The sequence below is a fragment of the Bacillus sp. TH19 genome, assembly GCF_016651075.1.
GTDB lineage: Bacteria > Bacillota > Bacilli > Bacillales > Bacillaceae_G > Bacillus_A > Bacillus_A mycoides.
The window spans coordinates 2,434,737-2,460,035 of sequence record NZ_JAEKEO010000007.1 but is presented as its reverse complement, the minus strand read 5'-3'; the positions used below and the strand labels follow the sequence as shown (position 1 = coordinate 2,460,035).

Here is a 25,299-nt window from a genome sequence, read left to right as displayed (position 1 = left end):
ATATATTCCTATCTAAATAAAAAAGATGACCTCAGCCATACGCTAAAGTCATCTTTTTCTACCTAATTATTTTACTAGTTCACCGCTATAAACCTTTATATCAAGCGGAGCAGTTAAAAACTGTGATGCTTTACTAACGAAAGATGTGAAGTGTTCACTCGTATTATGACTCGCAACTGCTGCTTCATCTTTCCATACTTCTACCATCGTATAAACACTTTCTTTTTCAGTATCTTTATATAAATCGTAAGATACATTTCCACTTTCTTCTCTTGAACCATGAAGTAATGGCTGAATTTCTTCTAAAAACGATTGTTGTTTTGCTGGATCTACTTGAAATATTGCGTGAATAATAATCATGGTGTTTCCCCTCTCATATCTCACTTATTTCTGTTTTTTTATAAAATTACTTCCACTCAGCAACTTTTTCAATTGGAAGACGTACTGATGGATAACCACTGTCAGCAGCTTTTCCGATTGAAATTAACATAACTGGTACGTGACGCTCTTTGTCTAATCCGAAAGCTTCTGCGATTTGGTCTTTTTCAAACCCACCAATTGGGCAAGTATCATAGCCGTGAGCACGTGCTGCTAACATAAATTGCATCGCTACAAGACCACCGTCAATTAGTACAGTATCTTTCATTACTTCTGGTGTAACCATTGAGAAGTAACCTGAAAGTTTTTTCATTTGATCTTCTTTTACTTCAGCTGGCATAAGTCCGCGCTCTACTGCTGTACCGTAAATTTCTTCTGCGTTATCAAAGTTGTTTAAGTCACCAAATACAGCAATCATCGATGAAGATGTTTCTACTTGAGATTGATTGAATTTCGCTAGTGGCGCAAGTGTTGCTTTTGCTTCGTCACTTTCAATAACAAGGAATCTCCATGGTTGCATGTTTACTGAAGATGGTGCAAGTGTTGCTTCTGTAAGAATTTCAGTCATTTCTTCTTTGCTAATTTTCACTGAAGAATCGTACTTACGGATTGAACGGCGTCCTGTTAAAATTTCGTTAAAATCATTTGTTTTTACTGAGTTAGTCATAGTTGTATTCTCCCTTTTTTAAAGTTCTTTTATATTTTCTTGAATGCGGTCTAACATCGTTAAAAGATTGTCGCGTTCTTCTTCACTTAATCCTTTAAATGCTGAAGTAGCGAAACGCTCCTTTTCCTCTTGATACACTTGAATTTTATTTCGTCCCTCTTCTGTAAGAGAAACTAACGTAATTCTGTTATCATCTGGATTTTTACGTCTTGTAATCATTCCGTTTGCTTCCAACTGTTTTAAATGCCTCGTAATCGCGGCATTATCAATATTCACTTCTTGCTGAAGTGCTTTTTGACTAATTTCATCTACTTCATATAACTGAAGTATGAGCTCTAATCTAGACTGACTCATACCCGTACACCCTTCAAATTTTGAACTTACTTCTTTGTTTAGAAAGTGTAATTTATATAAAATTATTGCTTCTTTTGAGCATGAACTTGTCAAATTACCCCTCCTTTACATCCAATACAAAAAACATTTGATGTATCAATAGTTGATATGTCAATTAATATAATCTATATCGATTTAGAATGCAAGCATTTTGTTTTCATTTTTATTTTTTCCAAATTAAGGCGCTTTGTCGCGTTACAAAAAATGTAAATTACATTATAATAGTAATAATTCAAATGACTGGAGAGTGATTGTAATGCGGCAATACACAAATAGAAATGAGGAAATGAAAATGGAAAATGAAATGAGGATATTTATATATGACAACAATAAATATAGGGATTGTCGCGCACGTAGATGCTGGCAAGACGAGTTTGACTGAGCGTATTCTTTATGAAACGAATGTGATTAAAGAAGTTGGCCGAGTAGATAGTGGCAATACGCAAACTGACTCAATGGAATTAGAAAGACAACGCGGAATTACGATTAAAGCATCTGTCGTTTCTTTCTTTATTGATGATTTAAAAGTAAATGTTATTGATACACCTGGACATGCTGATTTTATCGCTGAAGTGGAGCGATCATTCCGTGTTTTAGACGGTGCCATTTTAGTTATCTCTGCCGTTGAAGGTGTGCAAGCACAAACGAAGATTTTAATGCGGACATTACAGAAATTAAACATACCTACTATATTATTTGTTAATAAAATAGACCGTAGTGGCGCAAATACTGAAAAAGTTGTGAAACAAATAAAAGAGCTTCTTTCAAATGAAGCATCCCCCTTCTACTCTGTAGAAAACGAAGGTACAAAGGACGCTCGGATTATTGAATATAAATCCTATGACGATTGTATGGAACGATTAGCACCATTTAACGAATCATTGCTTGAGTCATATGTAAATAACGAAATAATACCGGATGCACTATTAAGAAAAGAACTCGAAAAGCAAATACAGCAAGCAAATGTGTTTCCTATCTTTTTTGGTTCAGCAATGACAGGTATAGGAGTAACTGAATTACTTAAAAATATTTCAGCCTTAATTCCAGCTACTAAATCGGCACAAGATGAAACATTATCCGGTGTTGTTTTTAAAATTGAACGTGAATCTTCTGGCGAAAAGATTGCTTACGTAAGACTATTTTCTGGTTGTTTACACGTTAGAAAATATGTTGATATTCAGCGTAGTGAGTCTCTACTACATAAGGAAAAGATTAAAAAAATGTGCATATTTCATAATGGAAATGCAGTTCAAGCCTCTACTGTTCATAGTGGAGAGTTTTGCAAAGTATGGGGACTTACGAATATCAAAATTGGTGATATTATCGGTGAGTGGACCGATTATATAAAAGATATTCACTTTGCCGAACCGCAAATGGAAGCTGCTATTGAAGCAGTACCTAAAGAGCGAATTCATGATCTATACGCTGCACTTATGGAGCTATGCGAAGAAGATCCGCTCATTAAAGTGTGGAAAGATGATATTCATAATGAACTATATATTCGCCTTTTCGGGGAAGTACAAAAAGAAGTAATTGAAACAACACTTTTTGAGAAATATAATTTGCAGGTTACTTTCTCAAATACGCGGGTTGTATGTATTGAGAAACCAATTGGCATTGGGAATTCTGCTGAATTAATGGGAGAAAAAACGAATCCATTTTACGCGACAATCGGCTTCAAAGTTGAACGTGGTGAACTGAATTCTGGCATAACATATAAGTTAGGTGTTGAGCTTGGATCATTGCCTTTAGCATTTCATAAAGCGATTGAAGATACTGTATTTCAAACGTTAAAACAAGGTTTGTACGGATGGGAAGTTACGGACATTATCGTCACGTTAACACATACTGGTTATGCAAGCCCTGTTACAACAGCAAGTGACTTTAGAAATTTAACACCACTCGTTTTAATGGATGCTTTAAAGCACGCTGAAACATGTGCATTTGAACCAGTAAACGAGTTCGAATTAACTGTACCGGAGCACGCAATTAGTACCGCAATGTATAAGCTTGCTGCTATTCCAGCAACTTTTGCAGAGCCTACGTTGCATAATGATTCTTACCATTTAACAGGATCATTACCTGTTGCAAAAATAGAGGATTTTAAACGAATGCTCCATTCATTTACTGAAGGAGAAGGTATCTTTATAACAAAGCCAACTGGTTTCACAAAGCTGACGGCTCCCTTCCCTACTCGAAAACGTGTTGACTTTAATCCGCTAAATCGGAAAGATTATTTACTTCATGTGTTGAAGGCTTATTAAATAAAAAAGAGGTGCAAATTGCACCTCTTTTTGCATGTATTGAAACTTAAATTAATTTGTCCTAACAACTTCTTTAAGTTTTTCTATTACTTTCGCTATAGCTTCAATTGAATTTTCCGTTTCAAATCCCCCAATATTTACAGAATGATTTGCGTTCTTCACAACCTCGATTTTTAAATTCGATTGATCTAATTGCTCAATTTGACCTGCATTGTATTGATGATCTTTATCTCCAATTACTAAAAGCCCGTCGTGACGACTATGTAAGATCGAATCAAAAATCGAATCAAACGTCAATAAAGGTGTAAGTAATATCATTTTTGACTGTAAGTATTCTTCTCTCTTCATTAAATCATTCGCAATCGGGATTGTTCCGAGTGATTTTCCTAAAAACATCGAATCGTTGTATTGTCCATTTCTTAGCACTTCATTAATGATAGGATTAATATCATCCATCATTACTTTCGTTATTTCTTCCATTGGTTTTTCCATTAATTGTCCATCGTAGGAATAATGAATATGTACTACATCTATTTTATTTTCAAGCATAAGCATCGTTGCATAATAAAATAACGGCTTGTCATAATTGTAGCCTGAACCTGAGAACATAAAACAAATTGTATTAGAACCTTTTTCGATATGTGTGTAACGAATGACTTTATCATCTATATGTATCTCTTTTTTAGTCCCCTTCACCGTTTTTCCCTCCAAGCACGCTTACTTTTGTAACACGATATGTTCTGTATGAACTGATACATCCTTTACTTTATCTTTTATAAACGCTGGCTGTAAGTTATATGCATCTAACTCTTCTACCGGCACCCACTTAAATAAATATTTTCTACCTTCTTCTTCAAGAATATATTGATCCGCCCCATTTGCAGGTAATTCATGCAATTCTACTTCATAATAAAAACTAATCTCATGAAACTTTCGCTCAGAAAGTGTAAAGAAGTTTTCTACTGACCATATTAATCTCTTCACTTCAATAGGTACGCCTAGTTCTTCCGCAAGCTCTCGTTTTAACGCATCTTCACTATTTTCTAGCATTTTCACTCTTCCGCCTGGTACGTACCAATACTCTTCACCTTCATCTTGAAGGATAAGTATTTTATTATCATATTTACAAATTGCTCCGACTCGGTAATTAAAACATGTTTCTTCTACTTTAAATGTAAGATCCACAACAAACCCCTCCAATGTATCATTACAAAACTATTATTTATGTGCTGTACAAATAAGATTACTAAATTTTTCTATTTCATTCAATGGTTTTCGAACTTTCCGAAAACTACACTTACCTTTTCGTCATTACAGGTATTTATACATATGTTACAATCACAATGCATACTAGAAAAGCAATATGGGGGTACGAATGGAAACGTTATTAATCCAGCAAACTGAGAAATCAAATAAGTTTTGGAAAATCGTTGTGAAAGATAGAGACTACGTTGTGTTTTACGGAAAAATTGGCACAGCTGGTAGTGTGAAAGCGAAAGAATTTGAAACAGAAGAAGAATGCATAAAAGAAGCTAACAAACTAATCGCTTCCAAACGAAAAAAAGGATATACCGACCCTATTCTAGGGGAAGATTACATAAAAGAAAAAACGATAACAGAAGAAGAATTTTGGGAGATAATCGCTCGTGCAAAATCGAAAGGCGAAGACCAAGAAGAACAAATAGAATGGCTCACTTCTCATATCGCCAAACGTACAGTACATGAAATTGTAGCTTTTGACACACATATGCACCATATTTTAAAAGCTTCCTATACGTCTCACTTATGGGCGGCTGCTTATATAATTATGGGCGGTTGTTCGGATGATAGTTTTGATTACTTCCGCGGGTGGTTATTATATCAAGGAAAAGAAACATACGAAGCGTGTATTGAAGATCCAGAACGGTTAATTCCTGTATTAGAAAATTTGAGCGAGTATGATGTTCCAGAAATAGAAGAACTTACGCTATATTTCGGACAAGAAGTATATTTGGAGAAGACTGGGGATGAAGATGATACATACTTTACACTATACCATGTCTTATCAAATGAAGAATTTGAGGAAGTTGATATCGAGTTAGACTGGGATGAAGATGACGAAGAAGGTTTGAAAAAGATGTTTCCTAAGCTATGGGAAATGTACGGGGAAGATCCGATTGAGTGGTAGACTAATATTAGGACTCTGTTTAACCAATAGACAGAGTCCTTTTTTCATAGGATTCTTATTTAACCTCTCTTTATTTCATACCACTTATCTAACAGCACCTTTTCTCTTTCAATTGAAATACCTGCCTTTAATTCCCTATCTTTCGTTTCTCTCATCCACTCATACACGTCTGTAACAGTATCTTCTAACCTTCTAAAAGTAAGACCCTCTTTAACTGCGCTCTCTATATTAATAGAGAATCCACCTTTCCACGGATCTGTTTCACCTTCTAATGCAAAAGTTTCGGGAAGCCACAATGGCATTTCCGTCCATGGCTGTACTTTATTCTCATGCATAAACGATTCATCAACCCAAACGAATGCAGCATCGCTATTTGTAACCTTTTTACACGTATTTAATAGCTCTTCCATCGTCAATTCATCTTTCGGACCCGTTACATTAAATGTACCTACTTTATTGTTTTCTGCCATGTTTAGTCCAAAGCTTGCGACATCTTTTATATCAACGAACTGTACTGGGCGGTCTTTCCTACCAGGAACTAACATATTACTGCCCTTTGCTACGCGCTGAATCCAGTATGGAAGCCGATCTGTATAATCAAACATTCCTGAAAGAAGTCCTGCTCTTACATGTAAAACACGCCCCGGCCAATAATTCTCTGCTTCTTTTTCACATAATACTTTAAGCGCACCGTAATACTCATAAGGGGATACTTCACCATTCTCCACAGCCTTTATTTGATCACTTGATGGTTCGGGTTGTAATATATAATCTTCTTTTATGTGATACGGAATCCAATCTTTATATACGGAAAGGCTTGAGATGAATGTATAGTGCTTTATATTATCTTTAAGTACTTCTCCTACATTCCTAATGTGATGAGGAGAAAATCCACATGTATCTATGACCAAATCCCATTTTCGATTTTCTAAACTTGAAACATCATCATTTCTATCACCAATTAACTGCTCTATTTCAGGAAAAATCTCATTATTTGTTCCGCGATTAAATAATGTAACTTCATGCCCTCTATTCAAAGCCTCTTCTACGAAAGCCCTTCCTAAAAAACGTGTACCGCCCAGTATTAGAATCTTCATTCTTTTTCCCCCATTCAATCAAGCGCATGATTAAAAACCTTTTCTTTTGTTTAACGATTTTCCCTTGTAAAAAGTTACGGGTATTTTTCATTTTTTTCTATAGTTAATATAACGTCATCCAAATTTGCAACTTGTGACATAACTTTTTATCGAATTCGACAGTAATGAAGACGATAAAGAGGGGTTAAAAAATATTTCAACTAAGTCATAGTGATAAGTACACATCTACGAAAATACTTATTTATACGAGCAATGCTCCTGTCAATTTGGCAGGAGCATTGTTTTTTCAACCTCTATTTACTTTTATATACTTGAATTGAAATGATCGAAATTAAACTGAGCAACCCCATAAATAAACAAGTCGCGCCTAGAATTGTATAAGAATTTTCGTATCCTTGTAATAAAGCTAAATACGTACTTGTATCCATATGACCGCCCTGCTCTGCAACAGATTCACTTGTTGCCTTACTCCCCATTTCTGGTGCATTTATTAGTACATACACACCGATAATAGCTACTAAAGCTGAAATGATTTCTACAACATTAGACTTTGTCATCATACCCTCACCTTTCAAACAACGTCTTTTCTCCATCTAGTGAAATCTCTTTCTATCTCTTACTATACTAGCAAAAAAAAGAGATATAATTTAATCCCCTTCTCTATTACTAGAATCAACAATATGAAAATATTCATTCTGTCTATTTCCATTTCATATATAATTAAAATATCCAATATTTGATTAACAAATTATACGTACTTAGGTAGGTGATAAATATTAATAAAAACATAGTTTATCATTCAACATTTTACATTTATTCTCTCACATCGTTCTTTTATATCTTTTTGCTAAACATAGAAAATGGTCGTAGTTATTTTGGTTTCACGATGGTTGTTCCGTTGTTAGCCGTTATTTTATATCAAAAAGCGTATAAGAAACAAGAAATTTTTCATACATTTGGCATTTCACGTCCAACATTAAAATCACAAATTTTCTCCATTTTATTCCCACTACTTCTAGGTCTATGTCTCCATTTCTATTTTTATATTTATAATATAAAGTTCTTATTTAATCACTGCGATGAATTGGGATTTCTCCTACTCATTGGTCTTACAATTGCAGCTTTGTCTGCATTTTTAGAGGAAATTATTTGGCGCGGGAATCTTCATTACTATTTACGAAAAAAATATTCATTAATACAAACCGCAATAATTACAGCTTCACTTTGGTCTTTATGGCATTTACCAGTAGCACTCTTTTATAAAAACTATGAGTTATGGTTTGTAGGAATATTAAGTTATCTATCGTTATTATTTATATTATCTATAATTTTGACGTACACGAGAGAGTACGGTCGTTCTGTACTACCACCCGCAATTTTACATGGTATGTTTAATGTATTTTTTTAACAGATGGATTGCAAAAAAAGTGGGATGCCAGCCTAATGGAGTTAATTAAATTTATCTTTTTAGCAATTGCGCTCTGCATTATGTATCTTATACATCGAAAAGTTAAAAAATAGTTAACAATTAAAAAAAGTGTTTCAGTTTAATGTACCTTAATTAGCTCATTAAGTACTTCAACACCTTTCAATTATTCTATAATCGTATAGGTGTTGAAGTTTTCTAATTTTAATTGAACGACTCCGTTCTCACAGCACTTATTTCAATTATGTAGAACATAGCAAGTATAACTATTTCTCCTATTGTAACTTTTGTAAAACTTTTAAATAAGGAAATATACACTCTTTGATTAATCTCCATCTATCCTGCGCTTCCGGTATAATCTCTGAAGCAATCACCACCACCAATTCCTTCTCCGGAATACAACAAATCATATTCCCACCATCACCCATAGCACAGTATGAAAAGACCCCATCTTCTTCTCGTAACCACCATAAGTAACCGTATTGATTTGAATTCATCGCTATTGATTCTTGTACCCACGATTTTGAAAGAATTTCCTTTCCATTATGAATACCTTCATTCAAATACATCTGTCCAAACTTAGCCATATCTCTAGCAGCTAACGTAAGTCCCCATCCGCCAGTTGAAATACCATTTGGATCGTGAACCCATCCTTTCACATCTTTTCCGAATAAGTCATCGAATCCAAATGCTTTCATATTGTAGTTTGGAATTTCTCTTATGCCGATAGGCTGGAATAGATATTCGTTCGCAAACTCACGAGCACTTTTCCCTGTTACACTCGTAATAATTGCTGATAGTACATGTGCGCCTGCCGATGAATATTTAAAAGATCCAATTTCTCCACCTTTTCCTGCCCTACTTAACGTATACTTCACCCAGTCCATTTGTGTACATAGTTCTTCTAACGGTTCCTGCCAGTCTACATAAGGATATGGAGCTGTCATTGTAAGTAGATGCCGAACTGTTACTTCAGATGCCTTAAGATTATATTCAGGAAAAACTCTATTACTTTTTGATTAACACTTTTGATATATCCTTTATCTATACATATCCCAATTAACGCAGAGATTATCGTTTTTGTTACTGATGCTACATGACATGCATCATCTGGACCGTAACCATTATAATAATTTTCAAAAACAACATTACCTCTCTGCACTACTAACATACCATTAATATTTTTGTATTCTTCTTTTATAATGCAATCTAACTTTTCAGCAGTTTTCATCGTTCTTCCCCCTTAATCTATGATTAAAAAGGTTCGATAGGTACATATATATCGACTATATGTTTATTTTCCGGGTGCTGCCTTGGATCATTTCTATATACTTCGAAAGGATACGAATCTCTCGGTTTATATCCGCTATTTGGCAACCATTCACCGTACAAGAAATTCCATGCTCCTTTATATTCATCTTGGAATATTTCAAAATGACCTACCGCATACTTGCCTGAAGGTATTACCATTATTCCAATGTCGCTCGTTTCTACTGCGGACTCATCTGGAATTGTTATACATAGACTTGTTCTTAAATGATAGTCCTCAGTAAATTCATGATGATCGTGGTAAATGGTTAATACTTTCGTATCCTCAAATACATGATAGTTTTCCTCCGCTGCGTAATGAAATAATTTCTCTATCATTTTTGAAAAAACTAGCGTTAACTCTTCATATGTGCCGATATGTCTTATGTATGCGACGTGTATATCGTCCGCTGTTACAATTTCAACATTTCCTCGAACCTTCTTACATTCATTGTATTGAGAAGTTCCGCTTACGTCTTTGCAATTCTTGCTATTGTTATTTCTATAGTGAGACGGACTTACTCCGTAATAACTTTTAAATGTCCGGGAGAAAACTGCTGAATCTGTGAATCCGAAGTGATACGCAATATGTGTAATTGTCATATCCAAACGGTATGTAAGTAGATGTGTTGATCTTTCTAACTTCAAGCGATTTACATACCGTGATAATGGCTCGTCTACTATTCCCTTAAAAATCCGGTGAAAATGAAACTTTGAAAATCCTGCTACATCCGCTAGCTCTTCAATTGAAAGTGAATCATTTATGTTTGATTCTATATAATCTTGCACCTTATAAATGCGTCTTAAGTACTCATTTCTACTTTGTTTACTCTCCATATTTTTATCTCCTCACAACAAAAAGGCTAACGTTAAGCTAGCCTCCTTTTACACATTTTTTAAAAATAACACTCTACTACCGCCGTTCCCATCATAATTTGTATGTACCGATACACCCTCTACCTCATCATCCCCAGCCTCAATTCGAAAGCCAGTTTCTTGATGGAACTGTATCGGCTTTTTATTAATTGGTGACGTAATTGCTTTTACAACTTTACGGTTATTTGCACGAGCAGCATCAAAGAAATAAGAATACAATGTCGATGCGATTCCTCTTCTTCTAAACTTCGGATTTACACCTATAAAATGAACATATGCTTCATCTTTATATGTTTGTGAAAAGAATCCACATAAGAAACCTAACGTTTCGCCATCTTCTTCAATGATAAAACTCGTTTCTTGAAAGTGAACGAAAAACAACTTCGGCAACATACTAGCCATATCTCTTCCGCCCCACCAATCATTTAATACAGAATGAATCTTTACATAATCTTCCCCTTGAATGTTTCTTACTCGCATGTATTTCTCCCTCTCACTCACTTCATTTTTTCATATATTTTAATAACCGTTTCGACTAACAGAATGAATACCCAAATACCTGAAAATACAAGAACAGACTGGAATATCGATCCAATTATCATAACACCAACTGCACCTGTTATTGAAAATGATATTCCACCAAGCCCTGGATCCTGTATAAGTGCTCCAGCAGAAAAAGCAGTTATAATAGATACTATTAAATAAATAACACTCATTATTTTTAATATTTTTATAGAAAGATACGAAGTTTGTTTTTCTTCCACTTGTGATAATTCGATTTCCCCACTCGCAATTCCTTTTTGAAGACAATTTTCACACAGAAATTCTTCATTTATTTTTTTACCACCATGTATTGTACCCGTTATTTCTTTACACCTTGAACATTTTCGATTTATCATTTTGTTATCACTCCACTCCTATAAGATTATACTTATATAATTCCGCATTTACCTTAATATCCCTTTTATGTATTTTATATAAAGTTGAGGTGTTTTATGATGACTAAACTTACTTTTGGTTATAAAGAACCTACTGTTCAGTATGTATTACGGCCAAGTTGCTATGCGGTTATTTTTAATAATGCTTGCTCAAAAATAGCTATCATCGAAAAAGGAGAACATTACTTTTTACCTGGTGGCGGTATGGAAGGTACGGAAACGAAAGAAGCATGTTTACAGCGAGAATTACTAGAGGAATTAGGTTGGGCGATTGAAATTGATCGTTATATCGGTAATGCAGCACGATATTTTTATGCCGAAAAAGAGGATACATATTATTTAAACGACGGGTTCTTTTACATCGCACAAAAGATACATGAAGTTGAAGTTCATGAAGAAGACCATATTTCACAATGGCTGTCTCCATCACTTGCTATAGAACATTTACTTCACGATCATCAAAAATGGGCTGTTAAACAAGCGCTTTTATTACGAAATAAAAAAGGATCTCCTTCTATATGAAAGAGATCCTTTTTACTGTTAGCTTACTTTTTTCAAATTGAGAGCTGGCTTTTTGATTCCACCTTTTTTTACAACATATAAGCCGATAAAGATAATAAGTCCGCCAACGAGTTGCATCATATTGATTTGCTCTCCAATTGTTACAGCTGCAAAGATAACTGCGAACAATGGTACTAGATACATATAAACCATTACTTTCGTTGAACCTATTTTACTAATACCGACATACCACATTGCAAGTCCGAAGATTGTCGCAAAGACGATTGAATATGCTAGTGATCCCCAGCTAGGCGTATCTACTGGCCACGTTAATGTATTTACGTTGAATAAACAGTATATAACGAGAGGTACAATTCCAATTAAAGTAGACCATGATGTGACTCTCATTGCGGAGTATTTTGTGATAAGTGGTTGCGCTAAAATGGGATACCATCCCCACGCAATTGCTGCGACTAATCCAATTACATTCCCGAGCCACGCATACTCGTATGTAGCTCCTCCCGTATGCCCTGTTAATAAAACGAATGCTGCACCAATAAACGCTACTATTGAACCAATTTGTACTTTCATCGAAAAACGTTCTTGTTTGTGCAATACTGCTAATATCCCTGTAAATATAGGTGACATCGCAATTAATAATGAGGCGTTCGTTGCTGAAGTATATTTTACAGATAGCATAAACATCGTTTGATACATTGTCGTTCCAACGATACCGACTGCTAGTAATCGTAACCAATCTTTTCTTTCAATACGTAATGAGCGTTCCATTAAAAATGTAATAAGTAATAATACCGGTGATGCTACTAAAAATCGTAAACTATTAAATTGAATGGATGACATATATGCCACGCCATACTTTCCAATTGTATAATTTGCTCCCCATACTAATGCTACTGATACTAGGAGCCACTCCATTTGCCATCGTTTCATCCGAATCTCCCCTTCCCTATTTAGCATAGTAAAATTGGCTGGATATAACACCGTCCAATTGGCTGTTTTTTTACCCAGCCAATTTGTTATACTTGATGTATATAAGAGATGCGGAGGCGTTTGTATGGAATGGAAGCTAGATAACGACAGTAAAATCCCTATTTATCAGCAAGTTGTTGACTTTATTGAAAAACGTATTACATACGGAGAACTTCCTCCAGGTAGCTTCCTCCCTTCAGAACGGAAATTAGCGACGCAGTTAAACGTAAACCGCAGTACGGTAACGACCGCTTATAATGAACTACGTGCTATGGGAATTGTAGAAAGTACGACTGGTAAAGGTACACGTGTGAGTACACATATGTGGGGCGTTTCTCCAACATTAACGCCGAACTGGAGAGGTTTCGTAGAAGGTGGTACTTTTTTACCAAACTTACCGTTACTTCGCCATATTCGGGCAGAAGTACAACAAAATGAGAACATTATAGATTTCGCAAACGGAGAGCTCGGTTGTAATCTCTATCCTCACGATCAACTACAAACAATTTTGCGAGAACAACCGTTAACGCAGTCATTAAGTTACGATCATCCCCAGGGGTATCTCCCGCTAAGACAAGCGGTCGTAAAATATATGAAGGAATATTTAAAAGTTGAAGCGACCGAACAATCGATTATGATTACATCCGGTGCCCAACAAGCACTCCACCTTATCGTTCAATGTTTATTAAACCCAGGAGATGCAGTCGCTTTCGAAAGTCCTTCACACTGTTACTCATTACCACTATTCCAATCAGCAGGTATTCGTATTTTCCCATTACCTGTCGATGAACATGGTATTAATCCAGATGATGTGCAAGAGTTGTATAGAAAGCATCGTATTAAAATGATCTTTTTAAATCCAAATTTCCAAAACCCTACGGGAACGATGCTGCATCCAAACCGTAGAAAGAAACTGCTATCACTTTGCGCAGACTTACGAATCGCGATCGTTGAAGATGACCCGTCCAGTTTACTTACGTTAGAAAATAAACAACCTTGCCCTACTTTAAAATCGATTGATGAAAACGGAACAGTCATTTATGTACATTCTTTATCAAAAATGATTGCGCCAGGTTTACGAGTTGGCTGGCTTGTCGCCCCGCAGTCAGTAGTAGAACGTTTATCAGATGCACGACACCAAATGGAATTAGGAATGAGCATCTTCCCGCAGTGGCTTATACAACAATTTTTCGAAACTGTACCATTTCAGTCGCATATCGTACCGTTACGAAAACAACTTGCAGAAAAAAGAGACATTATCGTTCGTGCCCTAAACGAGCAACTTCACGATAAAATCTCTTTCTCAAGCCCGATCGGTGGTATATACATATGGGGAAAATTAAACGAACCGATAAACGAAAAACAACTCATTATGCAAAGCTTAAAACAAGAAATCGCCTTTATGCCGGGTAGTATTTTCGGTGCTAAAGACGGTTATATTCGTTTATCTTACGGGAAAGTGAATATTGATCAAATTGAAAAAGGTATTTCTCGTTTGCGTGAGGCTATTTTGGTTTGTGGGAAATAACATTAAATAAAGCTTTCTCGTTTGACAAAAGAAAAATCTACCATTATCATCAACTCGAACCTAGTTTTAGGAGTGATAAAATGAAGATCTACGTTGATGCAGATGCTTGTCCTGTAAAAGATGTGATTATTTATGAAGCTACGAATGCTGAAATTCCTGTTACCCTCGTTACTAGCTTTTCTCATTATTCTAATGCGGAACAGCCTGTAGGTGTGGAAACAATTTATGTTGATTCCGGAGCAGATGCTGCGGATTACCGGATTATGCAGTTAGCAAAAAAAGAAGATTTAATCGTAACGCAAGATTACGGTCTTGCTTCGCTTGCTTTAGCAAAAGGCTGTATCGTTCTACACCATAAAGGCTATAAGTATACGAATGAAAACATTGAACAATTGTTACAAACACGGTATTTAAGTGCAATGGTTCGAAAAAGCGGTAAGCGTACAAAGGGACCGAAACCATTTACAGCAGAAGATAAAGAGAAGTTTAGAGTGCTCTTTAAAAGTATAATCGCACTTTAAAAATGAACCGTCTATTTGCAAGGAAAACTTCGCAAAACAAAGAAGAGAATATCCAAATGAACATTCTCTTCTTGAGGTTTACCTGTTTAAAATGAAGGTAAATTATCTAAGTTATTTTCCTTTATTCCATCAGGTTCACTACGTATAATATCTCTACCATACTTATGAAATACGTCCACATGAGCTAACTTCCCTGATTTCGCTTCACTAAGAGCAGTAATATAATCTAACTCTCTCCCGCTACTTGTCTTAAAAGCAATTAAATCCCCATCATCATTTTTACGAACGGCAACAATTTGTTCTGCTCCTGAATTGACTTCATTGTCTACTTCAAATTGAGCTTGCTCTTCTCCTTGATGTAAGTAATCATTATAAACTTTTTCAAAGTCTTTTTTGTCCATAAATTTCACCTCCAACACATTTTATTAGTATGGTTCTGAGGTGTTGGTTTTATGTAAATTGCTCTAAACTTTAGTATTTTCAAATGAAAACATAGTCCCCTCACTATTTGATTGTAAAGTGTATTTTATATCGAACATCTTTGATATATCTTCAATATTTTTCAAACCAAGTCCCGTTCCTTTTTTATTTATATCAAACCCCATCCCGTTATCTCTAAAGGAAACAGCATCTTCATCTATAATGATTTTGAGTTTTTTAGCTTTTGAATGTTTAAGGACATTTTGAAAAATATTATCAAATAGCCTTTGAATCCATAACTCATTACTATTCCATATCAACTCTTTATCTTGTGGATTATATACTAATTCAATTTTATGAATGCTATACAAATAGCTCCATTTTTTAATCATATTTTCTATTAAATTATGTATATTCACTTCATCATTCACAATATAAGTATTTTCTAAGGTCTCTGTAGATTGAATATTAAATTCGTTAGTTAAATCACTTATATATTGTATCTGCCCATACATTGATTCAAGTACTTGTGCTTGTCCTTCGTATTCGCCTTCTAAATAATATAATTGTAATCTAACCGCTGTTAAGGGTGTATTAATATCATGCCGTAATTTATTTAATAGTTCCTTTTTTATTTGTTCCTGTTGTTGTAGTTCTAATTCTCGATAAGTCGTTCTTTCTATTAGCAAGTTTACTGATCTAATCAGTTCCCCCATTTCATCATCGCTTTTGACATCTATTATATTAGGGATTTTTTTATCACTTGCTAAATCTCGAATCGTTTGATTTAATACATTAATTTTATTTAATAATGAATTAATCGATTTTGAAAATACAAAAGCTAATACTAATAGTGATAATAAAAATATGATTAACATAGTAGGATATGCAAAGGATTCATGAAAAGGAATGTTCTTGTTTTTAGTTTTAAAGGCAACATTATAAATAACTGATACAAAGATACTAATCGACAATAATAACAATGGTACGCTAATAATAGCAGTGAATAGTAATAACTGATATTTCTTCTTTAATTTCATTTCTTCATAAAGGTATTTAATCTATACCCTTCTCCATATATGTTCTGAATTATGTTACCTGTTTTATCATCGATTTTGGTCCTAATTTTCTTTATATGTACGTTCATGATATTTTGATTTCTATCTTCGAGTTGCCATAAGTAATCAAAGAAGTGTTCTTTTGTTAGAATTCTATCCCTATTTTCATACAAATAGAAAAATATTTTACGCTCAATCGCTGTAAACACAACTTCATCACGCAAACCATTAATGAAAACCCTTTTATATTCTGCATCTATAAATAAATGTTTAATTTGCGTGAAAGTACCATATTGATTATCTAACATTTTCTGAATTCTTAACAATAATTCTCGAGGATCAAAAGGTTTTATCATGTATTCTTCTCCAATGGTAAGACCTTTTAGTTTACTATCAATATCATTCCGAGCTGATAAAAATATGATTGGAATATTTAATCCTAGATTTTTTATTTTCTTTGTAATTTGATAACCATCTTCACCTGGTAACATAACATCCATTATGACTAAATCTATTTCATGGATTACATCTAGAACATTCTTTCCTTCTTTCTCCCAATACACTTTATACTTCTCACGCTGCAAAATTTTTTGTAATAAATCTCCTATCATCAAATCATCTTCAACAATTAATATGTTATATTCTTTCATTATGTAGACCTTCCATCACTAAAATAACAATAGCTTAGTTCTTCACTACTTTATTATTAATAAAATCCATTACAAGTTTGTATATTTCATCAGGAGCGTATAAATAAATACTATGTGTACCTTCAATTTTTTTCACATCAGCTATCAATAACTTGCTAGCAAACTCCTCATAATCTCTGTTTTTTTGCTTTGTATATTTCGAGTTTTTATTTTCCCTAGCAATCGCATCTATAAATAAAATTGGTGTTTCTTTTGGGAATGATAAAGAATTAGATTTGTTACTGTTATTGTAACTTTGTAAAAGTTCTTGCTTCATATCATCATTAAAAGCTTGTTTATATGAGAGGGCTTTATAAATAGTTTTTTCCTGTTCGGTTAAAAAGGATTGCTGAATTACTTCGGGATTATAAGTAATAGAAGGAACTAATCTCTGAAAACCAATTTTCGTTAAAATATTCATCCCTTTTATTTTTAATGAATCAACCCTGCCTATTTTATGAGTTACGTACTGTTTAGGTAAACCAATATCTAACGCAATAATCCCTTTTACTTCACTTGGATATTTTTGTGCCCAATAAATAGCCTCTATTCCCGATAGAGAGTGTGGTACTAAAATGTATGGTGGTTTATTTCCACTTCTAATAAGTGCTTCTCTCGTTTGTTCTAGTATCGTATCAATATCTCTATCATCTTGAAAAACATCACTGTATCCATAACCAGCTCTCTCAATTACAGAAATCTTGTTTTCTTTCGAAAATTTACTATATAAGCCTTTCAATTCATAAACAGGAGCGGCAATTCCAGATCCGGCCATAAATACAAACGTATCCTCCCCGCTCCCCTCATTATAAACATTCACTTTTTTATTATTGAAATTAATAAATTCACCTTCATTATTTATTAATTTCGATTCCATTCTTAATTGATAGTTATGATATATAAATACAGCGCCTGTTCCAAGAAACATAATGCTACTACACACAAAAAATATAATTTTTACTATCTTCAATAATTTTTTCATATGACACCCCTTTCAGCCTATACTGAAAGGGTACAATGTAAAAATAAATTTCTAATAAATTTTCCAAAATTAATATTTTCTCTTTGTTTCTAAGTATGGATTTCTTTTAAAATTTCCAATTCAAACGCTATTTTTAATACCTACGCAAATCCTTCAAAGTCTCCAATATATCATCTGTAAAGGCAGTAGCGCCCTCTTTCTCTAAAGCTCTGAAATATAAACTTCTTAAGAAAGCTCTAATATTTTGTACTAAAATATCATGCTGGGGATGTGGGATATCTTCAACAATTGCTATACTATGTAGCCAATTGCTCCACTCTTCTTCAGTTAAAATATTTTGGTTACGCAACGACATAATTGGCGTTACTAATCTCTCATCCTCAAAGTGTATGTATACGTAGTCATTCAATCGAACCTTCTGACGAACAGCAGCTAGTATTGCATATGAAAACTCACGATTTTGTATTGTACGTGCTAAAGCATCTAGTGCATCTGCCGCATGTGCAGTAGAATGTGCCCAGCCTTTTCCTTCTACGTAACCCCTTACATCTTCTTCTAAATAGACATATTCCAGAACTTGTTCTGCCACACTATACAGCTGTTCTTCAGATAACAGTGGTTCTCTTTCATGAACAGATAAAATAAGCGGCGGAATTAATACGGAGAACGCACGTTTAAATACAGAATCTGTTCCCTTTTCACCAATTTTATAAAATAAATAATCAGGACTAATTGCTTGTAACATTAATCCTCGTAATTCTTTTTGTCTAAATACATCATTTGTAATCCATTTGTGAAGCGTACTATAAATCAAATCATCACGTAATTCAGCATCAGGTGATCCGATATAATCTAACATCCACTGTGCGTATGGATATGCGTCTACGTCTTCTGGCACAGCATAATTATTATTTTGAATTTGTTGTAATTCTTCTTTTAGTTCTAGTACTTCTGTCATTATATTTCCTGTCCCCTTTTTACGTTTTTCAACTTATTTTCGCCTTATCCCCTGTAATTTCCCTCATAAAATTAAGTCGACTTTTAATATAGTTTTAGTCCCTATCTTTCTATGAACTTGATTCAATTATATAAATTTCTCCCGAGAAATAAAAGGAAATACATTGGAACACCAAAGCTTCTCACTTTGTTTACATGCATTTCATGTAAGTTTAAGTTATAAAATAAAGTGTTTTTTTCATTTGTATTCAAACGTATTTACAATCAAAAATTAAATCATTTTAGAACTTGTTTAATAAACTCTGTTTTAGCTTTTGTGTATGCTTCTCTATCTTGGTTATATCTTTTAGCTAAATCTTGTTTCAGATTTGAATAATCATAAACTAATTGTGGATTTTCTCGTAAGCGGTTACGAAATAAAAGTTGTTGCTCCCATCGTTCAGTTCCTTTAACCATCAAATGCAGATGAGCTACACGCCTATTATTCTTCACTTTCACAAAGAACCTTCTCCAAGGTCTTTCATCTAATTCCGGGCCTACATAATGCCAATCATATATAGCCAATTTTGCTGAAATATCGAGCACTCTATCAAATGAGTCTGTTTCAGCCATTAGATCAATGATAGGTTTTGCAGGTAAACCAGGTATGGATGTACTGCCTATATGTATTACTTTGCTAATACCGAGAGGAGTAAGCAGTTCATAAAGTTGCTGTTCTTCATATCGGCCTTTATCTTGCCAATCAGGATTTGCATGAACTATCTCTACTGACTCATTCGCCCATACAGGCCAATCGTTCGGATTATCTTTTTTATCCACCCGACGCATCCCCTTTCACGAACTTTTTGCTATATAAGCGATTTTAAATTCATTTAAATACAACTACCGGATCATCAAAATTACTATTCTGAAATATAACATTTGCACATTCTTTCGGATTATGCTCATCTATATACATCTTACAAGCTGCATGATATCTGTTTATAAACATTTTCTCTGCTTCTTCATAACTTCCAAAAGCCTCAGTCTCGCGCTCTGCACCACGGTTTCTCGCAATCTCAAAATCTGTATCTACGAAAATTTTATAGTCAAATAGATACTCAATTTCTTTTTTCAATAAAAATGTTCCATCTACTATTAGCACCATAGTTTGCGGCGCCACTAGCGGCGTATTATGTACAGGCATGTCCGTTATTAAGTTATGAGAAATCGTTTCATACTGTAAATTCCCGTTAGGTCCTAAAGGTTTTAATAGCCTTTCTTTGAAAGCTGTATAATCGTGTGCATCTTCATAATATCCTCTTGCAGACTCTTTTCCTTGTGCATAACGAATCACTCTCAGGTTATGAAAATCGTCAATGCTGGTGCGTATTACTTGCACTCCCCGATTTTTCATTTCCTCTGCCAGTTCGTTTGCAAATGTTGTTTTTCCTGAAGCTGTTATACCATTTACTCCAACTCTTATTGGATGGGTTAATTTTAACGTTAAAATATGATTAGCAATTTCTTTCATGTATTGTTTTCGGAGCATGACATTCCCTCCTGCATGTTGTTTACATAATATAATTGCAGTAAATTTAAATTTATCGCTATTTGTTGGTAAATCGATATATTAAAAAAATCGTTGATATATTTTAAGTTATGATAGATATATTTTTATTGATTTATATTTTCCTTATTTCCCCTTAAAACCTCGATATAAAGCAGTCCGTAATTCTTGCTTGTATTCTTCAATTTCTGGCATATCCAGCTCCTCAGCTAGTCGGATGGCTAGTTCAATATCATATGGTACACGTACGAGTTGAATGGAAAAGCTTGCTGCTTCTTTTTCATTGTATGTTCCTTCAAAAATTAAATAGGAAGCTTGTGTAATTTCAAGTGGATTACCTACACTACCAGCATTACATAACGTTTTCCCTCTAAAATTTTGCACATACGCCTGATGAACGTCACCGTAACAAACGACATCTGGTTTTCTTTCCCCTTCTATATTCTCTGTGAGCTCACTATTTTCGAACATACTAATACGCTCTTCTCTTGTTGCATGTGGTTGAATTCTTTCATACAAACTTCTCGGTGAAGCGTGGAACATACGAATCAGTTTCCCACTCATATAAAACTCGATTGAAAATGGTAAGCTTCTTAAATAGTCATTTTGTTCTTCTGACAATTGTTTTTGATGCCATTTTAACGCTTCAAATTCAGTCGGTTTTGTAATGAAATCATCCCAGTTTCCCATTACGGTTCCTTCACATTCTTTACGAACGATTTCAATTACTTCGCTAGAATGCGGACCTTTTCCTACTAAATCTCCAAGACAAATAATACGTTCAATTCCTCTTAATTTAATATCTTTCAGTACTGATTCTAATGCCGGAATATTACCATGTATATCTGAAATTACCGCAATTTTATCCAAATGAATCCCTCCGTTATTTATTGTTTATTATATCCTCATGTTGTGATTGATACCATTTTGGAATATAAGATGAAAAATGATTATGATCTTCTATAATTCGGTTCAATCTTTCTTTCATATCCTCTACTAAATGTGGTGTAGTTCGGTTTGTCCATACGATATCCGCTGGGAATGTCATCGCTGCATATAATGAATACAGTTTCCAAAAGTGGATTGACGGATCGCCTCCGCAATAACCGTGAACTTGTCCAACCGCAAATGGTTTGCTTATTCTTGTAGTAAAAATCGCTACGTTATAAAAATCGTGTATTGGATCGCCAAAATCATATCCACTAAAATCGATAACGATAAATTCATTATTATGAATCATACTATTTGCTGGGTGGTAATCATCGTGTAAAAATGTGATAGGCCGATTTTTCAATAAGTCTTTATGATTTTCTACAAAGGTTAATACTGGCTTCAAATCCAGAAAATTCACCTCATAATCTGCTAATGCCTCTATGTACCTTTCATACTTATTCCACCTAAATATTTCCCATTTATTACTTGCACTTTCTCTTTCTATCGAGTGAATTCTCTTTAATATTTCCCCTGCTTTTCTTCCTGCATTATACTGTTCTTCCACCGATAGCTTGCTTAAGCTCTCTTCACCATTTACACCTTGGGTCCATTCAAATACTTGAACACATTTATTTAATCCCTCAAGTTTTATGAAATGAATTAACTTCGGCGTTGGAATATGTAATAACTCCAATTGTTTCATATACATATATTCTTCTTGTTTTCGTTCATACTTAGAAGAATCACACACTTTTACAAAATAAGTTTCTCGATTCTCTAGGTCAATTTTATACTTCTCTTCATGTGAAAAACCTTTTGTAATAGCTGTACATTTTACAATACGTGACCACTCTAGTTTTCTTTCTATCTCTCTTAACATTTCTTCCACAAAACTCACCTCTATTAATATACGAACAAACTACCTAACACTTCATACTCTCGTTTATTTTCCCCTTTAAACTCCACTGCAAATGGATATTCGCCATGATGCTTCAAACGTTCTAGTACTAGCCCTTCTCCAACTGGTTCACAAAACTGCACATGAACATCACCAAACGATACACTTTGACACTCAGCATTCCATTCTTCATTTTGTATGATTGAATTTGCAGTTAGCTCCATTACTTCTTTCCATTTCCGCACTGTTTCTCGAACATTTTTCACCGTATAATGAATCGTTTCAATTTCTTGTACTTTATTTTTATGTTCAGTGATCGTCCCTATTTTACGTAAATCGTTTCTTCTTTCTTCATCCGTTTCATTCCACTGTATAAAGAATGGTAATTTCGGTCCATTCTCTTCTTGCTTTACAAATAACATTTTCCATTCTAAAAGCCGGCCATCTTTTCTCATCCGCTTCCCTTCAAATGGTCCGATCGTATGTAAGCCGTGCTTACTAAATTTAACTGCTAGTTCTTCAATTGCATCTGTTCGAATTGCGATTTGTAGCATCCCTTCTCCATTTTTTAATTTCACCACTGTTTCTTGTACTAATGGATTTTCTGCTTCTTTCGCTTTTTCTTCATGCTGAACTGCTAAAAATTCTATATATGATAAATCAAAATAACATAAACTATTCCAAGTACCCCAAGTCGTATGCTCACCGCCTAATGCAGTATGAAATCCATGCTCCTGCATTTGTTTTGCCGCTTCCTCCGGTGTACAATGCACTGCGTGAACGAGATGATCAAATGCTAACATAGTCTTTCTCCCCTTTCTCTCCATCCTTTTATTGTATATTTTATTTTTCTTTCGTTCAATTCAAAAAACTTTAAAACCCAGTTGATTTATACGATTAATGTGTATTATAATAAAACAAATTTAATTATTGCTGATTGGAAAAACCAAAGGCACTTTTCTCATACGGGAAAAGTGTCTTTTTCATTTATTATTACAGGGGGATTATTTATGCAGAAATTAATTGTCTTTGCTATTATTGGATTTTTCGCTCAATTGATTGATGGCGCACTTGGTATGGCGTACGGGGTAACATCTACCTCACTATTATTAATGTTTGGTATCGCACCAGCTGTAGCTTCCGCATCAGTTCATTTAGCTGAAGTCGTTACAACCGCCGCTTCTGGTGCATCTCATATCAAATTTGGAAACGTTGATAAATATACAGTTTCCAGACTTACATTACCAGGAGCAATTGGCGCATTTATTGGGGCATGTTTTTTAAGCAATTTACCTGGTGATGTAATTAAACCGTACATTTCCATATTTTTATTTACTTTAGGGGTTTATATTTTATTACGATTCATCATTCAAAAACAAATTGTTTCTTCAAATAAGCGTATGTCTGCTAAACAACTTGTACCACTTGGCTTATTCGCTGGATTCGTCGATTCAACTGGCGGCGGTGGTTGGGGGCCGATTACGACACCTGTTCTTCTTGCAAGAGGAAATGAAGCTAGAAAAGTTATTGGATCTGTAGATACGAGTGAATTTCCTGTTTCACTCGCTGCAACCATTGGCTTTTTCATTTCACTTGGCTGGGAACAAGTAAGCTGGGTTTGGGTATTTGCCCTCATGCTTGGCGGTATTGTTGCCGCACCAATCGCCGCATGGTTAGTACGCATCGTTCCTTCTCATTTACTTGGCGTACTCGTTGGCGGACTTATTATCTTTACGAATATACGTACACTGCTTACTACATTTAAAGTAGATCCAACTATTATTTCACTTTCTTACGTTGCAGTTGGTCTTGTCGTTATTATATCTATTTTTATTGCTGTTCGTAATCATTCCAATCGTTCTAACGTATCGACAGCCGGCTATCCGAAAGATCAAAAACAAATGCTACCATAATTAATAATAATACCGCCCGATTTACTTCGAGCGGTATTTTTTATTTTTCTATTTTCCAATTGACCATCGTTTCAGTACTATTTACTCTTTTCATATGTAATTTCTCTAATACACGAATGGAGCTATAGTTATCAAAGAGTGTCTCCGCTATAATCATTTCCACTTCCCCTGTTTGAAAAGCCCATTTCATTAATTCACTAACTGCTTCTGTTGCATACCCTTTATTCCAATATTTCTCAATAAATCCGTAACCAATTTCTACCGTATGTTGCTCATTCGGTTTCCCTTTAAATCCTATATCACCTAGAACAACATCATCCTCTTTCCGAATAACATACCACGGTCCCCACGGTAATGAAGCCACATCTCGTTTCACATTTTCTATATGCCCTACAATATGTGGGCCACTATTGTATCCTTGATTATTCGCAATTTGAATCCATTCTTCTGTACACGGTACTATATATAATCTTTCCGTTTCTAATTTCATAATGATATCCCCTTTTCAATTAAACAATACCTCAATTTTATCAGAAATAAAAAGAATATTCATTCTATTTATCGGATTTATACTTATTTCTTTGAAACGAATTTAAGGAATAATCCCCTTTTAATAGTTATGTCGAATTATATTTTCTGAATTTTCTTTTAATTTTAAAGGGTTTTTCAATATTTTTTGCGAAACATTTGTATAACAATTTTTTCTTTGCTTATTGTTACATAAAAGTAGGTTCGGGTGGAGTTTTGCAAGCGTTTCCTATACAATAACCGATATTTTTTGACTTTTCCTAACAAAATCCCTTGCAATATATTCAGAAAATCATTACAATTGCCATATATTAAAAA

General features: G+C 34.4%; 28 protein-coding genes and 2 pseudogenes. 7 read left to right on the top strand and 23 right to left on the bottom strand.

The window, feature by feature from the left end:
• Window positions 1-66: 66 nt before the first annotated feature.
• The 3 genes from JFU54_RS16445 to JFU54_RS16435 are packed head-to-tail and all read right to left on the bottom strand — an operon-like array spanning window position 67 to window position 1,492.
• Entirely contained in the window at window positions 67-360 is a 294-nt protein-coding gene (locus tag JFU54_RS16445) for a putative quinol monooxygenase (RefSeq protein WP_000583822.1), read from the bottom strand.
• Window positions 361-406: 46 nt separating this feature from the next.
• Window positions 407-1,045 (bottom strand): nitroreductase family protein, encoded by a 639-nt coding sequence (locus JFU54_RS16440; protein ID WP_201065429.1) that lies wholly within the window; start codon window positions 1,043-1,045, stop codon window positions 407-409.
• Between the two features lie 18 nt (window positions 1,046-1,063).
• Window positions 1,064-1,492 carry a MarR family winged helix-turn-helix transcriptional regulator gene (locus JFU54_RS16435; RefSeq protein ID WP_000204168.1) on the bottom strand — a complete coding sequence of 143 codons (429 nt, stop codon included), beginning with the start codon at window positions 1,490-1,492 and terminating at the stop codon, window positions 1,064-1,066.
• Window positions 1,493-1,758: 266 nt separating this feature from the next.
• Here JFU54_RS16435 and JFU54_RS16430 point away from each other — a divergent pair, with 266 nt between their 5' ends.
• Complete coding sequence (locus JFU54_RS16430; protein WP_201065426.1) at window positions 1,759-3,702, top strand: elongation factor G; 1,944 nt, start codon at window positions 1,759-1,761, stop codon at window positions 3,700-3,702.
• 51 nt (window positions 3,703-3,753) lie between these two features.
• On the opposite strand, the gene JFU54_RS16425 is transcribed toward JFU54_RS16430, so the two are convergent.
• Window positions 3,754-4,398, bottom strand: a complete 645-nt coding sequence (locus JFU54_RS16425; protein ID WP_201065423.1) for an alpha/beta hydrolase — start codon at window positions 4,396-4,398, stop codon at window positions 3,754-3,756.
• Between the two features lie 21 nt (window positions 4,399-4,419).
• Complete coding sequence (locus tag JFU54_RS16420) at window positions 4,420-4,887, bottom strand: NUDIX hydrolase (RefSeq protein ID WP_088009398.1); 468 nt, start codon at window positions 4,885-4,887, stop codon at window positions 4,420-4,422.
• 190 nt (window positions 4,888-5,077) lie between these two features.
• On the opposite strand from JFU54_RS16420, the gene JFU54_RS16415 reads away from it, so the two are divergent.
• Window positions 5,078-5,869, top strand: coding sequence for a DUF4240 domain-containing protein (locus JFU54_RS16415; protein WP_201065420.1), 792 nt, complete (start codon window positions 5,078-5,080; stop codon window positions 5,867-5,869).
• Between the two features lie 59 nt (window positions 5,870-5,928).
• Here the strand turns inward: JFU54_RS16415 and JFU54_RS16410 are convergent, their stop codons facing one another.
• Both JFU54_RS16410 and JFU54_RS16405 read right to left on the bottom strand, forming a co-directional pair.
• Window positions 5,929-6,966, bottom strand: coding sequence for an SDR family oxidoreductase (locus tag JFU54_RS16410; protein WP_201065417.1), 1,038 nt, complete (start codon window positions 6,964-6,966; stop codon window positions 5,929-5,931).
• A gap of 293 nt (window positions 6,967-7,259) precedes the next feature.
• Window positions 7,260-7,559, bottom strand: a complete 300-nt coding sequence (locus JFU54_RS16405; protein ID WP_201065415.1) for a hypothetical protein — start codon at window positions 7,557-7,559, stop codon at window positions 7,260-7,262.
• A 173-nt stretch (window positions 7,560-7,732) separates the two neighbouring features.
• On the opposite strand from JFU54_RS16405, the pseudogene JFU54_RS16400 reads away from it, so the two are divergent.
• Window positions 7,733-8,487, top strand: a pseudogene (locus JFU54_RS16400) (CPBP family intramembrane glutamic endopeptidase).
• 180 nt (window positions 8,488-8,667) lie between these two features.
• On the opposite strand, the pseudogene JFU54_RS16395 reads toward JFU54_RS16400, so the two are convergent.
• From JFU54_RS16395 to JFU54_RS16380, 4 genes and pseudogenes are all read right to left on the bottom strand, one after another.
• Window positions 8,668-9,623 (bottom strand): annotated as a pseudogene (locus JFU54_RS16395) (serine hydrolase domain-containing protein).
• A gap of 23 nt (window positions 9,624-9,646) precedes the next feature.
• Window positions 9,647-10,537 (bottom strand): AraC family transcriptional regulator, encoded by an 891-nt coding sequence (locus tag JFU54_RS16390; protein WP_063218306.1) that lies wholly within the window; start codon window positions 10,535-10,537, stop codon window positions 9,647-9,649.
• A gap of 48 nt (window positions 10,538-10,585) precedes the next feature.
• Window positions 10,586-11,056, bottom strand: coding sequence for a GNAT family N-acetyltransferase (locus JFU54_RS16385; protein WP_201065412.1), 471 nt, complete (start codon window positions 11,054-11,056; stop codon window positions 10,586-10,588).
• Window positions 11,057-11,073: 17 nt separating this feature from the next.
• The gene (locus JFU54_RS16380; RefSeq protein WP_201065410.1) at window positions 11,074-11,475 is read right to left on the bottom strand and encodes a DUF3980 domain-containing protein; all 402 of its coding nucleotides are present in this window, start codon (window positions 11,473-11,475) and stop codon (window positions 11,074-11,076) included.
• Between the two features lie 96 nt (window positions 11,476-11,571).
• Between JFU54_RS16380 and JFU54_RS16375 the strand changes: the two genes are divergently transcribed.
• Window positions 11,572-12,036, top strand: a complete 465-nt coding sequence (locus JFU54_RS16375) for an NUDIX hydrolase (RefSeq protein WP_201065408.1) — start codon at window positions 11,572-11,574, stop codon at window positions 12,034-12,036.
• Window positions 12,037-12,054: 18 nt separating this feature from the next.
• Here the strand turns inward: JFU54_RS16375 and JFU54_RS16370 are convergent, their stop codons facing one another.
• Window positions 12,055-12,966 carry a DMT family transporter gene (locus tag JFU54_RS16370; protein ID WP_002168110.1) on the bottom strand — a complete coding sequence of 304 codons (912 nt, stop codon included), beginning with the start codon at window positions 12,964-12,966 and terminating at the stop codon, window positions 12,055-12,057.
• Between the two features lie 124 nt (window positions 12,967-13,090).
• Here JFU54_RS16370 and pdxR point away from each other — a divergent pair, with 124 nt between their 5' ends.
• On the top strand, window positions 13,091-14,533 hold the full coding sequence (pdxR, locus tag JFU54_RS16365; RefSeq protein WP_201065406.1) for a MocR-like pyridoxine biosynthesis transcription factor PdxR: 1,443 nt from the start codon (window positions 13,091-13,093) through the stop codon (window positions 14,531-14,533).
• Window positions 14,534-14,613: 80 nt separating this feature from the next.
• Complete coding sequence (locus JFU54_RS16360; protein ID WP_201065404.1) at window positions 14,614-15,054, top strand: YaiI/YqxD family protein; 441 nt, start codon at window positions 14,614-14,616, stop codon at window positions 15,052-15,054.
• 86 nt (window positions 15,055-15,140) lie between these two features.
• Here JFU54_RS16360 and JFU54_RS16355 read toward each other — a convergent pair whose 3' ends face one another.
• The 10 genes from JFU54_RS16355 to JFU54_RS16310 form a co-directional block, all read right to left on the bottom strand.
• A complete protein-coding gene (locus JFU54_RS16355; protein ID WP_033715815.1) occupies window positions 15,141-15,455 on the bottom strand; it encodes a DUF3892 domain-containing protein in 315 nt (104 codons plus the stop codon).
• 63 nt (window positions 15,456-15,518) lie between these two features.
• Complete coding sequence (locus JFU54_RS16350) at window positions 15,519-16,514, bottom strand: sensor histidine kinase (RefSeq protein WP_078184911.1); 996 nt, start codon at window positions 16,512-16,514, stop codon at window positions 15,519-15,521.
• Window positions 16,511-17,182 carry a response regulator transcription factor gene (locus JFU54_RS16345; RefSeq protein ID WP_002032977.1) on the bottom strand — a complete coding sequence of 224 codons (672 nt, stop codon included), beginning with the start codon at window positions 17,180-17,182 and terminating at the stop codon, window positions 16,511-16,513. Before JFU54_RS16345 ends, JFU54_RS16350 begins: the two co-directional genes overlap by 4 nt.
• 34 nt (window positions 17,183-17,216) lie before the next feature.
• Window positions 17,217-18,203, bottom strand: coding sequence for an alpha/beta fold hydrolase (locus JFU54_RS16340; RefSeq protein ID WP_201065401.1), 987 nt, complete (start codon window positions 18,201-18,203; stop codon window positions 17,217-17,219).
• Between the two features lie 133 nt (window positions 18,204-18,336).
• Window positions 18,337-19,161 carry a DUF2785 domain-containing protein gene (locus JFU54_RS16335; protein ID WP_002168101.1) on the bottom strand — a complete coding sequence of 275 codons (825 nt, stop codon included), beginning with the start codon at window positions 19,159-19,161 and terminating at the stop codon, window positions 18,337-18,339.
• Between the two features lie 275 nt (window positions 19,162-19,436).
• Window positions 19,437-19,979 (bottom strand): GrpB family protein, encoded by a 543-nt coding sequence (locus JFU54_RS16330; protein ID WP_201065399.1) that lies wholly within the window; start codon window positions 19,977-19,979, stop codon window positions 19,437-19,439.
• A 49-nt stretch (window positions 19,980-20,028) separates the two neighbouring features.
• A complete protein-coding gene (locus JFU54_RS16325; RefSeq protein WP_201065396.1) occupies window positions 20,029-20,691 on the bottom strand; it encodes an AAA family ATPase in 663 nt (220 codons plus the stop codon).
• Between the two features lie 144 nt (window positions 20,692-20,835).
• A complete protein-coding gene (locus JFU54_RS16320) occupies window positions 20,836-21,579 on the bottom strand; it encodes a metallophosphoesterase family protein (RefSeq protein ID WP_201065393.1) in 744 nt (247 codons plus the stop codon).
• A 13-nt stretch (window positions 21,580-21,592) separates the two neighbouring features.
• Complete coding sequence (locus tag JFU54_RS16315) at window positions 21,593-22,531, bottom strand: aminoglycoside phosphotransferase family protein (RefSeq protein ID WP_201065390.1); 939 nt, start codon at window positions 22,529-22,531, stop codon at window positions 21,593-21,595.
• A gap of 14 nt (window positions 22,532-22,545) precedes the next feature.
• A complete protein-coding gene (locus JFU54_RS16310; protein ID WP_002032964.1) occupies window positions 22,546-23,343 on the bottom strand; it encodes a VOC family protein in 798 nt (265 codons plus the stop codon).
• A gap of 207 nt (window positions 23,344-23,550) precedes the next feature.
• Between JFU54_RS16310 and JFU54_RS16305 the strand changes: the two genes are divergently transcribed.
• Window positions 23,551-24,453, top strand: coding sequence for a sulfite exporter TauE/SafE family protein (locus tag JFU54_RS16305; RefSeq protein WP_002127976.1), 903 nt, complete (start codon window positions 23,551-23,553; stop codon window positions 24,451-24,453).
• 40 nt (window positions 24,454-24,493) lie between these two features.
• Here JFU54_RS16305 and JFU54_RS16300 read toward each other — a convergent pair whose 3' ends face one another.
• The gene (locus JFU54_RS16300; RefSeq protein ID WP_201065387.1) at window positions 24,494-24,943 is read right to left on the bottom strand and encodes a GNAT family N-acetyltransferase; all 450 of its coding nucleotides are present in this window, start codon (window positions 24,941-24,943) and stop codon (window positions 24,494-24,496) included.
• Between the last annotated feature and the right edge of the window lie 356 nt (window positions 24,944-25,299).